Raw genomic sequence first — 13,892 nt, forward strand, 5'->3', positions numbered from 1 at the left:
ACGACAAGGGGATCACCTCATGGGTAAGACGATGCAGAACAACCGTGAAATCAAGGTATGGGATCCGGTGGTCAGGGTATTTCACTGGGCCACTGTGCTGTTGTGCGTGCTGAATCTCTTCATCCTTGAAGAGGGGGCGCGCAACCACCGCTATGCGGGATATGCGCTGGCCGGACTGCTGGCACTGCGCATCGTATGGGGATTCATCGGCTCCTATCATGCCCGCTTCGCCCAGTGGCTGCCGACACCGACCGGCGTCATCACCTATCTCAAGGAGACGATCAAGGGGCGCCACCCCTACTACGCCGGTCAAAATCCTTTGGGGTCCTTGATGATACTGCTGCTGTTGACCTGCCTTGTCGGCACCGCCGCCAGCGGGATCATGACCGAATACGGGCCGCTCTCCGGCACCCATCGCATGGAAGAGATCCACGAGTTCTTTGCCAAGGGGCTGCAGGTGGCCATCTTCGTCCATGTACTGGCCGTCATCGCCCTGGATCGTCTGGTACGGGGTGATCTCGTCAGGGCGATGATCACCGGCAAGAAACGGGTGCCGGCGGACACCCGGGTGGTCGACAGGCCCTGAGCCTCCCTCAGCCCGACAGATGAAAAAAAACCCCGCATCGCGGGGTTTTTCACAGGAGCAGACATCAGCCGACGCTGCAGCTCGTCAGTTTCCAGATACGGTCTACGTAATCCTGGATGGAGCGGTCGGAGTTGAACTTGCCCATGGTGGCAGAGTTGATGATGGCTTTCTTCGCCCACAGGGCCGGATCCCGGTACCAGGCATCGATCAGCTTGTGCGCCTCGGAGTAGGACTCGAAATCCGCCAGTGTCAGGTAAGGGTCTCCCCCTTCCAGCAAGGAGCGCTTGATGGAGGCCAGCTCACCCGGACGACCCGGCGTGAAGTAGTCGGTATCAAACCAGTCCAGCACGGCTTTCAGCTCGGAGTTGGCGTAGTAGAAGTCATACGGGTTGTAGCCGCGCACCTTCAGGGACTTCACCTCGTCCACATTCAGACCGAAGATGGCGCAGTTCTCGGCACCCGCCTCTTCGGCGATCTCGATGTTGGCTCCATCCAGCGTCCCGATGGTGATGGCACCGTTCAGCGCCATCTTCATGTTGCCGGTACCGGATGCTTCGTAACCTGCGGTGGAGATCTGCTCGGAGACATCCGCCGCCGGGATCAGCTTCTCGGCAAGGCTCACGCGGTAGTTCGGCATGAACACCACTTTCAGCTTGCCCTGAATACGGGCGTCGTTGTTGACCCGCTCCGCCAGCTTGTTGATGGCGTAGATGATGTCCTTGGCCAGCTTGTAGCCGGGCGCCGCCTTGGAGCCGAAGATGAACACCCGCGGATGCATGTCATAGTCCGGGTTCGCCAGCAGGCGACGGTAGAGCGCCATGATGTGGATGAGGTTCAGTTGCTGGCGCTTGTACTCGTGCAGACGCTTGATCTGGACGTCGAAGATCGCCTCCGCACTCACGTCGATGCCGGTTTCCGCCTTGATGACCTTGACCAGCTTCTCCTTGTTGTGGCGCTTGATGGTCATGAACTGCTGCTGGAACGCCTTGTCGTCGGCAAACTTCACCACGCTGCGCAGCTTGTCCAGTTGCAGCGGCCACTCCTTGCCCACCACCTCGTTGTAGAGTTCGGCCAGTTCCGGGTTGCAGGCCAGCAGCCAGCGACGGGGAGTCACACCATTGGTGACGTTGCACATCTTCTCGGGCCACAGCTCGGCATACTCGGGGAAGAGATCTTCCTTCACCAGCTTGGAGTGGATCTCGGCCACGCCGTTCACCTTGGAGGAGCCGATGACGCACAGGTTGCCCATACGCACCTTGCGCACGTCACCCTCTTCGATGATGGAGAGCTTGGCCTTGATGGCATCGTTGCCCGGCCACTTGGGCTCCACCAGCTCGTTCAGGAAGCGGGCGTTGATTTCATAAATGATCTCGAGGTGACGGGGCAGTACCTTCTCGAACAGGCTGACGGACCACTTCTCCAGCGCTTCCGGCAGCAGGGTGTGGTTGGTGTAGGAGAAGACCTGATAGCAGATGCCCCAGGCGGTATCCCAGTTCAGCCCCTCTTCGTCCACCAGCACGCGCATCAGCTCGGGGATGGCCACGGTGGGGTGGGTATCGTTGAGCTGGATGGCGATTTGCGCGGCAAAGTTGCTGAAGTCACTGCCATGCACCCGCTTGTAGCGACGCATGATGTCCTTGATGGAGCAGGCGCAGAAGAAGTACTGCTGGATCAGGCGCAGCTCCTTGCCGGCGTCGGTCTCATCGTTCGGGTAGAGCACCTTGGAGATGGTCTCGGCCTGGGCCTTCTCGGCCTGGGAGTCGATATAACCACCGGCGTTGAACACGTCCCAGTCGAAGAACTCGGAGGCGCGGGATTCCCACAGACGCAGGATGTTGACGGTGTGACCACCGAAGCCGACCACCGGAATGTCCCAGGGCACCCCTTTGATCTTGCGACCGGCGTGCCACACCTTCTTCAGGCCACCCTTGTCACCAAAGACGGTCTCCACGTAGCCGTAGAGCGGGATCTCCTGCACCGATTCCGGGCGGCAGATCTCCCAGGGGTTGCCATATTCGCGCCAGGAGTCCGGACGCTCGATCTGACGGCCATCCTGAATTTCCTGACGGAACAGGCCGTGCTCGTAGTGGATGCCATAGCCCACCGCCGGGTAGTTCAGAGTGGCCAGGGAATCGATGAAGCAGGCAGCCAGACGACCCAGGCCGCCGTTGCCAAGGGCCATGTCAGGCTCTTGTTCACACAGATCGGTCAGTTCCAGACCAAGTTCACCCAGCGCCTCTTCACAGACTTTGTAGAGGGAGAGGTTGTGCAGGTTGTTGGAGGTCAAACGCCCCATCAAAAATTCAGCAGAGAGATAGTGAATCGCACGAGTATCTTTCTTGAAGTGAGCCTGCTGAGTACGGGTCAGGCGCTCGTACACCTGTTCATTGACGGCGGCAGCGGTCGCTTTCCACCAGGCATCCGGAGAGGCTTTCTGTTCGCTTGTACCCAAGGTAGAACGCAGGTGACGCACGATACTCGCCTTGAGCTGATCTTTATCCAGTTGGAGATCCTGGTCTGTCTTCTTCTTGGTAGCCATAAACCATTTTCCTTCGTTACAAATAAAAAATGTCATCCCATCGGGTGGACCGGCGCTGTTGTTATCTCAGAATATGCTCCGGCGGGGGCATACTAGCTAAAGCCAAGGGTTTAAAAGTTAACGTGAGTCACACTTTAACGCATAAAAATGACAGTTTCACCATGAAAACCCTTTCCTTTAGCCAGCCTGAATGAAATATAAATTTCGTTTTAAATCATAGTGATATAAGAAAACAAAAAAGATAGTTTCATGAATAGGTTTTCAATGATTGCCTGTGACTGAAAATACGTGAAAATAACCGCCGACTAGGGAGAAATTGAAAGCGCTTTCAATTCACACCCCCTCGTCAGGTAATAAAAAGGATGCCCCAATCGGAGCACCCTTTGATTTCAATTAACCATGTGCCTTGAACTGATTGCTCATAGGGTCGTAGTGATACCCGATCTGTTGCAGACGTGTAGCCAGCTGATCTTCTGTCATGTCGTAGTAAGCCAGCAGCTCTTCCAGACCATCACACTCCAGCCGCAGCTTCTCGTTGATGATCCCGAGCAGAATGTTCGCATCCAGTCGTTGCAAGGTACTAACGTCCATCTCGCTCCCTCCTCTCCCTATACAGGACTGTATAACCATGAGCGCCGACCCGAAGTTTGTCTACAGGTTAAAAAACACCCTGTATAAGGAAGATATAAATATCCTTTTTAATCATGTAGTTAAACTCATCTCCTGTTAATCGGCTCACACTTTTAGCCACAAATGACTTGTCACTCCTTGCGAACAGAACTACTGTATGCGCATACAGCATGGTTATTCATACAGGAACGACATATGAGCCAGCCCCTGAATCTTTGCCCCCCCTCCTCCTCTGCCGGTCTGATCACCACCTGGCCCACTCGCCATCAGAGCAAGATGGGACAAGAGCAGCGGCGCGGCACTCTCCATCAGGAAGCGCCGCTGCTGGATGCCCTGGGGCAACTGAGTCAGTCTGACAGTGGCTGGATCCTGCTCGTCGCCCCGCCCGGTCTGCCCGCCGCCGCGCAATTGCAGGCCAGAGGGATCAATCCTGCCAGGGTGCTTGTCGTGCACGCCCCCAAGATCAAGAATTGGCAGCGCCTGCTGGAGCAGAGCCTGATCAATGGTCACTGCGCCGCCGTGCTGACCTGGCTGCCCGAACAGGTCGCCCTGGACCGGAGCACATTGAGCACCCTGGGCCAGCGTGCCGGTGTCCTGACCCGCTTCTTCGAGCCCGCAACCCCTCTGGGTGGGGCACTGAGCTACGGCGGCCAGGATATCTACCTGAACCACTGATCGCCCCTTCGGCGTGACAGCCAATGCGCCGGCATTGCCCACCGGGTTATCCAGGCTTCCGACCCGGGATGCCATGGCGACAAAGACAAAGACAAAGCAGCACAGCAGCACAGCAGCACAGCAGCACAGCAGCACAGCAGCACAGCAGCACAGCAGCAGTAAATTTGCTCAGGCCCAGACCGTCAAATGGGGCCCGCAAAAAAAGGCGACCCGAGGGTCGCCTTTCAACATGCTGCTGTACGGGGGCTAATCGCCCTCCGTTTGCATCGAAGTCCGATTGATCAAGCCAGCTTGGTCTCCAGCTCGGCAATTTTGGCGGTCACTCCCCTTTCAGGGTCGAGGATTGCAAGCAATACCAGTAGGCCTATCAGTAACTTAACTCATTCTTTCACAAGTGAATTATACACTACGTGCCTACACTTTTCATCTCTCACAAGCACAAAAAATCGCCTTTAATACCCACTTAATCCATGAATATTCGGCCCTAGAATCTCACCCAAGAGGGCCATAAGGGCACCGAACAGATTACGAACACAACAAGCGAATCAACTCCCCTGCCCTGTATGCCTTGATGTATGGGGGTGAGCCAAGTTTGGCTGAAACTGTATAAAAACACAGTTGCCTAACAAATCACAATTTTAACCCCTTACATGGTTTCACAGGAAACAAAAGTACCCTCTCACAGGGGAATTGACGTGCTACAAGTGGGCTACAGACGTGCTAGAGCACAGAATAGTTATTGAATAAATAGAAGGTTGCTCAACGCAACCATTTAGAATGGACATGTGTTAGAGATAACAAGAAAGATGGAAATCTGAATCGGCAATAAACGCTGACCAAATACTAGATGTATGCACATGTGAGGCAACAGGCAGACAAACACCAATAACAACAATGGTTTATGTGGCTACCGTTGAGGCACCATGTTGTGTGACTTGCAGAAGATAGAGAAGAAGCAGGACAGAACAGGCTGAAAGGCATGAATGATGGGTGATTGTGGATAAGTCTATTGTTGTGGATAACAATTGCCGTAAGGCGCTATTGCATAATTTATTGATTATTTATGCTTATGATATTTTAAAGTCATTCGAGCAAATTGTTTTGGGGAGGGTTCTATTGTCAAATAGATAAAATCAATAGCCAATTGACAACTAAAGTTGTCCGAGGCCCTTGTGGCCTCAATAAATGAATTAAAATCTTTTTTTCGGTATATACAGGGCTTACAGAGGGCATATTTAACAGCAAATAATATATTGGTGTTGATAGGTTTGTAATCAGATTGATATTTATTGCTACAACCAAATTTGGTTGTAGCCTTGTGCATCAAGGGTTACAGCGGGGTTTGGGGTGTATTGTGTAAATATGGTATTGTGCTAAACCAACACAAGTAGACTCAATTGGAAATTTCACAATTAAATCGAATTAATTGATTTAAATTGAATTTAATATATTTTAATAGTGCCATAAAAGAAAAAGGCCACCTGATAAACAGATAGCCTTTTAAGAATTTAATTTAAATTTCAATTTTACACTATCAATCTTTTTCATAACGATATCGAAATTTGCCTCGACTCAACCCCATAATATCCGCAAGTTTGGACAGGTTGATAAATCGTTTAATATCTTCAAGTCTGGTTGTTTTTGTAACAGTAGCCCAGCCTTCGCTGGTAAGTTGTTCAACGGTGACTCTAATTGTCATAATATCCCCTTAAAAATGAGGCCATAGGGCCTCTGGCATCGAAGATGCTATTATTAATCTTTTACAAACAAAGTATATATAGTGTAAATTATAAATGGTGGCAAAACAAAACCAAACAATTGGAATATACCTAACCATATCCAACAACAAAACAATATAGTTAACAATGAAAGGGACAACCTAAAATAAATCAAATTGTCCCCCGTTATCTATATTAATTGAAGCCCTTTCGGAGCCTCATTAGGCATTAGTTGACTTAACTACAGCGTTAGGCATGAGGTTGATTGGCAACATACTAAATTCAGTACAGGTATCAACCATGTTATATTTGTCCTTGACGATATAACTAAACACCTCTTGGGGGCCTTGATTAGCAAGTTCAAACTGGCGAGCAGCGGGGCCATAGTGTTTGGTATAGACCTTAGATTGCGCACCCAGCACAGGCACATAATAGGCTGTATTGTTTACAATGCCGTGATCTGCATAATCGTCACAGATAAACAGCACACCACCATAAACAAACATCTGATAAGCAGCAGCGATTTCAGCATAAGAACCCATTACATGCTCTACAACTGCACCATCAACACCGCCATTCAGAATCACTTCACGAACTTTAGGATGGGAGCGGAAAGCGTCAAAGTAATCAGGAGAAGCAAAGCAAACAATTTTAGTTAGGAAGTCTGCACGGTCGCCTAGTTCCTTTTTAATTGTGCGCTGAACCTTCATTACAAATGTGTCAGGGTCAGATGTTGCATCACCAAGGTCAATATTCATAGTTTGTTGATTCTTACCAACAATAACTTGGTTATCTACCTGTTCTTCTTGAGTATATTTTGCATTAACGTTGTTATGAAACAGACAATCAGCGAAATACTTCTCTTGAATTCGGCCCTGTTTAAGGCGCTGATTCATGCCGAGATCGGCAATCACATCTTCCGCAGTCATTTGTTCAGCAGAGCCAGGGCGGCGCTTGCCTTGCCACATAGCGGGGCGAACAGCATCTTGGAATGCCCAGTGGGGCAGCTCCATATTCTGAAGTTTCGCAAGAGACCTCACAGTGTAATCCCATTCGCTACCATGTCGCATAACAGGATCGGCATTGTTTTGGTCATTACCTAGATTAATGTCAAAAGAGAAATTAGGAGAGGAATGGCCATAAGGTTGAAACAGCCCCATTTGTGTTAGGAGTCGTTTACGAATGCCGCTATCCTCGAAAGCATCAGAGAAGTCTACAAAATTATAATCTGAAATATTCATGTTGTGTTTTCCTATTCTTAATTGAGGCGGGAGCCTCGGTGCCTTACGGCACTATTGATTATTATTATTAAACTAGACGGATTTTGTCTGCGGCTTTAATCAGTTGGAGTGCTTTCGTTTTATCGGTGCAATAGAGGCTTTCTTTTTTCAATGCACACAGACGATCAAAAACAACAGCATATTTAGCGCCAGCTTCGCAACCATCGGCAATCACATAACAAACAGTGCTGCCAGTAACAACAAGTGCTCCATTTGCGTCAACACAAGCACCCGGCTTGAGGTCAATAGTAGGTGCAGTGGCAAATTCAACGGTCATAACTTCCCAATTTGAATCAAGGGAGTAAGCAAGCACGTCACGGCGGCTCAGGGCTTCAATACCTTTCAGCATTTTATTTTCCTTATATTATTATTTGTATTTTTTATTTAGTTTCAAAACAATCAAGATTTCAAATATCCACCATTGTTTAAAATAGTGATGATATCGTTGTAACTTTCTGCATCTGAAACGAACTGATTAAAAAGAACATCAACCATCTCAGAATCTTGAAGGAACGATGTAAACGCCTTTTTTACTTGTTCGTCTGTATAACCATAACTAACAGATTTAGTGACGTCTTTTGTTTTCAAGATAATTGGTTGAGTGCGGTTATTTGCCGGAGGGTTTTCTGAATGGCAAACCGCAAGGTGCGGATGAAATGTCTTAGAATCGCTTTCTGCCTTGTTAACATCTTTTGATGTTTTGTTAGGATACAAAAAGCTACTGATCTTTTGTTTGTCTTCGGGTTTCATGTTGACTCCCAATATTTAAATTTGATTTAATTATTTTAATTGTTTTATTTATTTAAAATAACATGTGTGCTAAACCCTTATAAATAAAGGCATAGCCACCTATTAATTTTATTTGTTTGTAATTTCCTGATTTATTTTCAATTAAATTCATTATTTCAGCCAAGTATGGCTGTAGTTATGCAATAAAAAAGCAGCCTTTGCAGACTGCCGTTTTTAAATACACCAAGGAGGAGTAATGAGTAAAACTAAAGAAAATAACAAGAGAGGAATGAAACCATTAAAGCAAAAATGTGAGGTAAAGCTAAATGATTTTGTTAAATATTCAACATTCATATCTAACAGAATAATTCAGACATTAAAATATGAGGCTGTGTTACTGCACAATCCATACTAATAAAGCCGAGGTTTTTAAGCTCGGCCTTATGAGACTAATTAACTCAAATCGCAACTCGTATTACAATAAAAGCAATTAGTTTTAACGGAGGAACAAAAGAGGCTCAATTCTCTTATTCTTCTTTAAATACTCTAAACTAAAGCATTTAAAGAAATATATGGCTATCTTGCTGAAGGATAGCCCATATTAATTATATCGAAGTTATAAATGAATCGAAGATAATAGCGTCTTGAGTTCTATTACTTAATTCAACTTATAATACTATGTTATCATAAAAACACAAATTATTCAATAGTTAGCAACCAAATTTGGCTTATTTTTTAAATTATTATATAATTTACTCAGTCAGTAAATTTAATTGCATCATATTATTATCATGAATCTTAAAATCAACAAAATTATTAAATTCGTCTTTATTGACCTGCGCGTCAATTTTAAGATTTAATTTTCCTGAAAAATTAGATGGAACACCACCACCATTAAAGCTTGAACCCCGAGCATTGAAAGAGATAGCACTCTGCGGAATTGTTGGTTGTGGGATCTTTAGTGCTTGACTCAATGCAAACTTTTCAGCTCCCCTGGCAGCCGCGCTGGGGTCTAAACCATTTTGCAATAGCTCTTTTTCCTTCTGCACATAAACCTTACCATAAGTATCCGCATCATAATTTTTGCGTTGGGATTCAGGCACAGATGTAGATTGCTTGTGGGAAACAAAACGATCAGGTAATACGTCATTAATGAAGGCAGCCAATGATTTAAGCGCCAGCAAAAACTCAGAGACACTTGATTTCATATCTTTAAAATAGGTTTTAATATCATCTGCTGTCAATTCTTGAAGCCACTTAGAAAGATCTTCAAAACCCTGCTTGCTTAACTGCCCAACAATAGTATACAAGTTGCCGAATATTTCTCCGATCTTTGTTGCATTTGACTCTAGTAGTTTCGCCCAATCTTGAACAATTTTAGCTCCTGCTTGCATAGCAGATTTAAACCCTGATGATTCAAAGATTCTGTAAATTGCAATACTTAGCTCATTTCCAACTCGTGCATCCTGAGCCATGCTTGAAGATTTGAATTTGGCTGACATCTGTGCGTATTTTGGTGATGTAGCTTCAACAAACTTTAGCCAAATATCTTTAAAATTATATTTTCCGTTTGTGAGGTTTCCCATGAACTCTTTTTGTGAAATTCCCATGGTATCTTTTACAAACTTCAACAAATCGGCTTTTATTTGCGGTGTCCAGTCCATAGCCTGTTTAAAATCTTCAAGGGTATTAGATGCCAGTGTTTGCATAAGGCCATACTGGAAACCAGCAACCTGATCTTTCGACATGCCATAAGAGGCTGTCATATTACTTTGTTTTTTATACAGTTCGATGGCCTGATCTGTCTCTATCCCTAACGATTTAACAATGCTGACATAGTTCGTTAGAGCTTTACCAGTCTCTAAAATATCGGCGCCAGCGTCATCAGCGATCTTGCGAGCAATCGAGCTAATTTCGATCCAGCGGTCTCCGAATGTATTTTGAAAACTAATTTTCATCCCTTCAAAATCTTGGCCTTGTTCCTTGATTTTGTTGTACTGGTTCTGTGCAACGAATCCACCGCCGACGACCCCAGCAGCCGCACCAGCTACGCCGAGGCGGGTCACTGCACCTAGGCCCCTGCTAACCCCTTTGATCGTGCCCATGCTTTGACTGTGCTTGTTGTACTGGCCTGCGGCGCTGTTAAGCTGCCTATATTGTTTTGTTAAGGCTCCGATTGTTGCTGCACGTTCTTTTGCGCTAAGGCTCCCTTTCAAAAACTCCCAATTTGTTTTCTGAAGTTGCTTGCGAAAATCAATATTGCTTTTAATCAGATCACCATGCCTGATTTGGTCTGCCTTGATAGTTGTCTTTCGGTTTCGATATGCCTTTAATTCTGTCCGTGTCTGTCGATCAGTCGCCTTAGCTTGCAAAGTAGAGGCCCTACGACCCTGCTCCATAGCCTTTGAAAATCCCTGGCTGCTCTTGTGCCACATTCCGGCAAGGCGTTTAATTTTATTCTGTGCATCTTTCCATGATTTATTATCAATTTTGAAAGAGACTTGGTTTAAAATCTTTGAAATTACAACGTCTGTCATTTATCCCTCTGTTATTTTTTATTTTTGTTGTAGCGTTGTTCACGCTTGTTTTTAATCTTATCCTGAAGTTCTGAATCTAAGGGTTTATACGAACCCAAATAATATGAAACTCGCTCCAACCTTCCCTGTAAAACAATACGTTTAGCAAGAACACTAAAGGGGTGATCAGTGGGCAACACCCTGTTTGTTAGCAAACAAATTGTTTCACACGTTACAAAATTATGGATATGGCCTTTAACATTCTTAGAATAAGCATAGTAACCAATTATGATCGGTAGTTCTTTGTGACAATAGTATTCTAATTGCCTATTTAAATGCCCGTTCTGTCGTTTCAGGTATGCTTGTTTACCTTTTTTAAAGCTGTCAGGTTTAGATACCTGTTCCGGCAGGTCGAGGTTTTCATCATAAAATATACTCATATTTTTCCTTATATTCATTTTATGCTGTTATTTATTAACCCCCTCTATAACTTCATATAATGCTCTATAATAAATTCTAAGCAATAGGCAATGGGGTAGCCTATGGAATACCACAAGAATTGAAATTTAAGCGATTTAGAGGGGTTCTGAAGGGGATTTATAAAATATTAAAGAATGGATAACTAAATAATTTATTGTTGTGAAATTTCCATTTTAAACACACTATCTCGCAGAGCGGTTGTTAGTTCTTGGCATTCACCATTAGTACACTGGTCGATAAAGGCTGCGGTAGTCAACACAATACGATCTCGGCCCTTGCTAAACTCAATAAGATATTCAAGTTGTTCTAAAAGGTTGTATTTGTGCTCTGAACGTTTTTCATCATCTTTTTCGTTCAATGCCTTTGTGATCTGGTGGCCTATATTTTTCAGCATTTCTTCATATTTCATTTTTGTTCCTCTTTTTTATTTAGTTAGATAGTAGAATAGGCGATTTCTTTTAAATTGTTTCTTCATCTTTAATTAATCCGGACTAAAAGAAACATCGGTAATTTCTCCCGTCTGTTGGTCTACAACACCACGACAACCAATTGAAACTCCTTGCAGCTTGCCTGCCTTCTTCATTTCCCACAATTCAGGTGAATATCGAAGTTTAACAAGCCAAGTGCCTGCTGGGATGGTTTGACCATTTGCCACAACATCAATTTCTTCTTGCACCCAACTTTTCAAAATTTCAAATTTATTTGTGTTGCTAATGTGGTACAAATTAGGGGAGATATTGTGCAGATTGTCGTTGAAGTCTTTGCAGGCGGCGGCAACTGTTGCCTTGCTCATCCATTGGCCGTGTGAATCTCGTTCCTGTTCACCTGGAACATAGACCACCTCAACACTGATTCGTTCTTCTTGTTTTTCTTGCTTTATTGCTTTCAAAACTATTTGTTTAAAATTTTTAATCATTATTCCTCTTGTTAAAACGGTAAGTAATTATTGCAATAACTATCACGGCAATCCCAGTCGCCATTAGGTTGCTGGTAACACTGGCTGCACTTGCGGCCATACCCATTATCATAAGCATTATCTTTTGGCTTTACGGATTTTATAGTTTTTGGCTGGCTGTATTCTTCAAATCCAGAATCATGGGACACACCGCAATCATCAAGGAAGGGATCAGGCAAGTCATCTTGCTTTATTTCTTGTCTCACACCAACATTTCTAATTTGCTCATTTCGATATCCTTGTGAATTTGAATTAGTTGCAACTTCAACAGTATCAACCTTAGCTTCATTTCCAGATTCATAACCCCAACCTTTATTGTTTTGCGCACCATCTTCGTTAATGTGTAAATTTTTATTTGGTTGTTTTCTTGTCTGCTGCTGTTCTGTATTGCCTAATGCCTCAAATTCTTCAAGAGACACAACTTTATAGGTCTTTGAGGTTCCTTTCCTGCTTGTGGATTCCACCAAACCCATTTCTTCAAGTTCATCAAGGTATTTTTTAACTGTATTATCACTGCCAATACCCAAGCCGTCTTGTATATGCTTGTATGATGGAAAGATTTTACCAGTCATATAATGATAATTAAGAAGAAAACAATAAACCGATTTATGGTTCAGGTTAAATACTAAACCTTTAACCTTCTTAATTTTATAGATTTCATCATATGCGCGAAAATGGGGTGGTGCCTTTGGTTTACTCATGTTGTTCCTCGTTTCGTTTCGTTAAGTTATTTGTTTTTTAGAATGTGTAGTAGATGGACAATGAAGGCAGCTCGGGAGCGGTGGCCTTTGTTCTCATCAAGCCATGTAACAAGTTCAGCAGGGATATTTAGATTCATTTTGCTACTCATGATTATTCCTCTTTAGTTTTAAATTTAAATTGTTTCTTCGGTTTCAACTTCTGAAGTTCCCTTTCAACACTTACCCAGAAATCGAAGGATTCCTCGCTCTTTGCCTTATGGCAATATTGTTGGGCTCGCTGGATTGCTTTGCGGATATCTTCATACTTTGCTAACATCGCGGTTGTTGCTTGCTCTACTGTTCTATACACTATATCTCCCTCTTATTTAGATAAAATAAAAACCTGCCGTTCATACAGGTATGAAAGCATAAGTTTTAGTGAATGTGTCGTGACTAAATAGTCAGTGGAATACAAACAAGATTAGATTTTAATTCCTTTCTCGATTGTATAATTATAGTTTACCATAATAAATTAAAAAATTCAAGCATTTTTGAAAATAATTTTCACCTACTCAGTATACCACACAAAAAATTTAAATGTCAAACTCGAATCAAGCCCTCTATATACAACAATAGCACCAGAGGTGCCGAGCCTTATGACTCAATTAACACAGCAGACTTAATATAACACACCAAACCTTCTATAACGCTCTATACGAGCTTCTGAGCCTTTCAGGCTGCCAGTGTATTCACCAACACAATATAATTGAATACAGTACCATACAGGCTGTATTAGCTACGCTTGAACACCAACAACAATAGCTATCGCCTATCACACATATATTTTATATTGAACACCAACAATATAATATCAATGTTGAACACAACACATATATTTTTGTGTTTGCTGTCCATAACAGACTCATGAAGCGTTAGCGTATTGAGTTTGTTATATATTCTTTTATATATTATAAGAATAATAAGAAACCCATTACATTATCATTCCATGTGTTCCTTAAACACAAGTATGGAGTGAGTGGCACACGAACATAATATTTGTGTTATCTATTCTTATAAACCACAACAAGGAATGAGTGATAGCGA

Annotated in this window: 14 protein-coding genes; 2 read left to right on the forward strand and 12 right to left on the reverse strand. The window is 44.1% G+C overall.

The window, feature by feature from the left end; translation table 11 throughout:
* Window positions 1–19: 19 nt before the first annotated feature.
* A complete protein-coding gene (locus PG879_RS05510; protein WP_010674894.1) occupies window positions 20–586 on the forward strand; it encodes a cytochrome b/b6 domain-containing protein in 567 nt (188 codons plus the stop codon).
* Window positions 587–650: 64 nt separating this feature from the next.
* On the opposite strand, the gene PG879_RS05515 is transcribed toward PG879_RS05510, so the two are convergent.
* Together PG879_RS05515 and PG879_RS05520 are read right to left on the reverse strand one after the other, a co-directional pair.
* Window positions 651–3,125 (reverse strand): glycogen/starch/alpha-glucan phosphorylase, encoded by a 2,475-nt coding sequence (locus PG879_RS05515; RefSeq protein ID WP_010674895.1) that lies wholly within the window; start codon window positions 3,123–3,125, stop codon window positions 651–653.
* Between the two features lie 393 nt (window positions 3,126–3,518).
* On the reverse strand, window positions 3,519–3,716 hold the full coding sequence (locus PG879_RS05520; RefSeq protein ID WP_005323525.1) for a DUF4250 domain-containing protein: 198 nt from the start codon (window positions 3,714–3,716) through the stop codon (window positions 3,519–3,521).
* A gap of 234 nt (window positions 3,717–3,950) precedes the next feature.
* On the opposite strand from PG879_RS05520, the gene PG879_RS05525 reads away from it, so the two are divergent.
* The gene (locus PG879_RS05525; RefSeq protein WP_270829874.1) at window positions 3,951–4,430 is read left to right on the forward strand and encodes a cell division inhibitor; all 480 of its coding nucleotides are present in this window, start codon (window positions 3,951–3,953) and stop codon (window positions 4,428–4,430) included.
* Window positions 4,431–5,964: 1,534 nt separating this feature from the next.
* Here PG879_RS05525 and PG879_RS05530 read toward each other — a convergent pair.
* The 10 genes from PG879_RS05530 to PG879_RS05575 all read right to left on the reverse strand — a co-directional run bounded on the left by PG879_RS05530 (window position 5,965) and on the right by PG879_RS05575 (window position 13,158).
* Window positions 5,965–6,129, reverse strand: a complete 165-nt coding sequence (locus PG879_RS05530) for a hypothetical protein (RefSeq protein WP_155395929.1) — start codon at window positions 6,127–6,129, stop codon at window positions 5,965–5,967.
* 240 nt (window positions 6,130–6,369) lie between these two features.
* Window positions 6,370–7,389 (reverse strand): major capsid protein, encoded by a 1,020-nt coding sequence (locus PG879_RS05535; RefSeq protein ID WP_263720512.1) that lies wholly within the window; start codon window positions 7,387–7,389, stop codon window positions 6,370–6,372.
* Window positions 7,390–7,456: 67 nt separating this feature from the next.
* Entirely contained in the window at window positions 7,457–7,777 is a 321-nt protein-coding gene (locus PG879_RS05540; protein ID WP_270829875.1) for a hypothetical protein, read from the reverse strand.
* A 50-nt stretch (window positions 7,778–7,827) separates the two neighbouring features.
* On the reverse strand, window positions 7,828–8,178 hold the full coding sequence (locus PG879_RS05545) for a hypothetical protein (RefSeq protein WP_223916638.1): 351 nt from the start codon (window positions 8,176–8,178) through the stop codon (window positions 7,828–7,830).
* A 731-nt stretch (window positions 8,179–8,909) separates the two neighbouring features.
* Entirely contained in the window at window positions 8,910–10,694 is a 1,785-nt protein-coding gene (locus tag PG879_RS05550) for a hypothetical protein (RefSeq protein WP_270829877.1), read from the reverse strand.
* Window positions 10,695–10,705: 11 nt separating this feature from the next.
* The gene (locus PG879_RS05555; protein ID WP_270829879.1) at window positions 10,706–11,113 is read right to left on the reverse strand and encodes a hypothetical protein; all 408 of its coding nucleotides are present in this window, start codon (window positions 11,111–11,113) and stop codon (window positions 10,706–10,708) included.
* Between the two features lie 191 nt (window positions 11,114–11,304).
* Window positions 11,305–11,562: a hypothetical protein gene (locus tag PG879_RS05560; RefSeq protein WP_270829880.1), complete on the reverse strand. Its 258-nt coding sequence runs from the start codon at window positions 11,560–11,562 to the stop codon at window positions 11,305–11,307.
* A gap of 72 nt (window positions 11,563–11,634) precedes the next feature.
* On the reverse strand, window positions 11,635–12,069 hold the full coding sequence (locus tag PG879_RS05565) for an XkdF-like putative serine protease domain-containing protein (protein WP_270829881.1): 435 nt from the start codon (window positions 12,067–12,069) through the stop codon (window positions 11,635–11,637).
* 11 nt (window positions 12,070–12,080) lie between these two features.
* Window positions 12,081–12,809, reverse strand: a complete 729-nt coding sequence (locus PG879_RS05570) for a helix-turn-helix domain-containing protein (protein ID WP_270829883.1) — start codon at window positions 12,807–12,809, stop codon at window positions 12,081–12,083.
* Window positions 12,810–12,960: 151 nt separating this feature from the next.
* Window positions 12,961–13,158: a hypothetical protein gene (locus tag PG879_RS05575; RefSeq protein WP_270829884.1), complete on the reverse strand. Its 198-nt coding sequence runs from the start codon at window positions 13,156–13,158 to the stop codon at window positions 12,961–12,963.
* Between the last annotated feature and the right edge of the window lie 734 nt (window positions 13,159–13,892).

It is taken from the genome of Aeromonas sp. QDB63 (assembly GCF_027707425.1).
Lineage (GTDB): Bacteria > Pseudomonadota > Gammaproteobacteria > Enterobacterales > Aeromonadaceae > Aeromonas > Aeromonas caviae.

What these genes read in the sequence shown, in the direction of transcription:
- PG879_RS05560 (WP_270829880.1), bottom strand. Translation starts at nt 11,562, where the DNA reads ATGAAATATGAAGAAATGCTGAAAAATATAGGCCACCAGATCACAAAG.
- PG879_RS05555 (WP_270829879.1), bottom strand. Translation starts at nt 11,113, where the DNA reads ATGAGTATATTTTATGATGAAAACCTCGACCTGCCGGAACAGGTATCT.
- PG879_RS05550 (WP_270829877.1), bottom strand. Translation starts at nt 10,694, where the DNA reads ATGACAGACGTTGTAATTTCAAAGATTTTAAACCAAGTCTCTTTCAAA.
- PG879_RS05530 (WP_155395929.1), bottom strand. Translation starts at nt 6,129, where the DNA reads ATGACAATTAGAGTCACCGTTGAACAACTTACCAGCGAAGGCTGGGCT.
- PG879_RS05520 (WP_005323525.1), bottom strand. Translation starts at nt 3,716, where the DNA reads ATGGACGTTAGTACCTTGCAACGACTGGATGCGAACATTCTGCTCGGG.
- PG879_RS05565 (WP_270829881.1), bottom strand. Translation starts at nt 12,069, where the DNA reads ATGATTAAAAATTTTAAACAAATAGTTTTGAAAGCAATAAAGCAAGAA.
- PG879_RS05515 (WP_010674895.1), bottom strand. Translation starts at nt 3,125, where the DNA reads ATGGCTACCAAGAAGAAGACAGACCAGGATCTCCAACTGGATAAAGAT.
- PG879_RS05525 (WP_270829874.1), top strand. Translation starts at nt 3,951, where the DNA reads ATGAGCCAGCCCCTGAATCTTTGCCCCCCCTCCTCCTCTGCCGGTCTG.
- PG879_RS05510 (WP_010674894.1), top strand. Translation starts at nt 20, where the DNA reads ATGGGTAAGACGATGCAGAACAACCGTGAAATCAAGGTATGGGATCCG.
- PG879_RS05545 (WP_223916638.1), bottom strand. Translation starts at nt 8,178, where the DNA reads ATGAAACCCGAAGACAAACAAAAGATCAGTAGCTTTTTGTATCCTAAC.
- PG879_RS05535 (WP_263720512.1), bottom strand. Translation starts at nt 7,389, where the DNA reads ATGAATATTTCAGATTATAATTTTGTAGACTTCTCTGATGCTTTCGAG.
- PG879_RS05540 (WP_270829875.1), bottom strand. Translation starts at nt 7,777, where the DNA reads ATGCTGAAAGGTATTGAAGCCCTGAGCCGCCGTGACGTGCTTGCTTAC.
- PG879_RS05570 (WP_270829883.1), bottom strand. Translation starts at nt 12,809, where the DNA reads ATGAGTAAACCAAAGGCACCACCCCATTTTCGCGCATATGATGAAATC.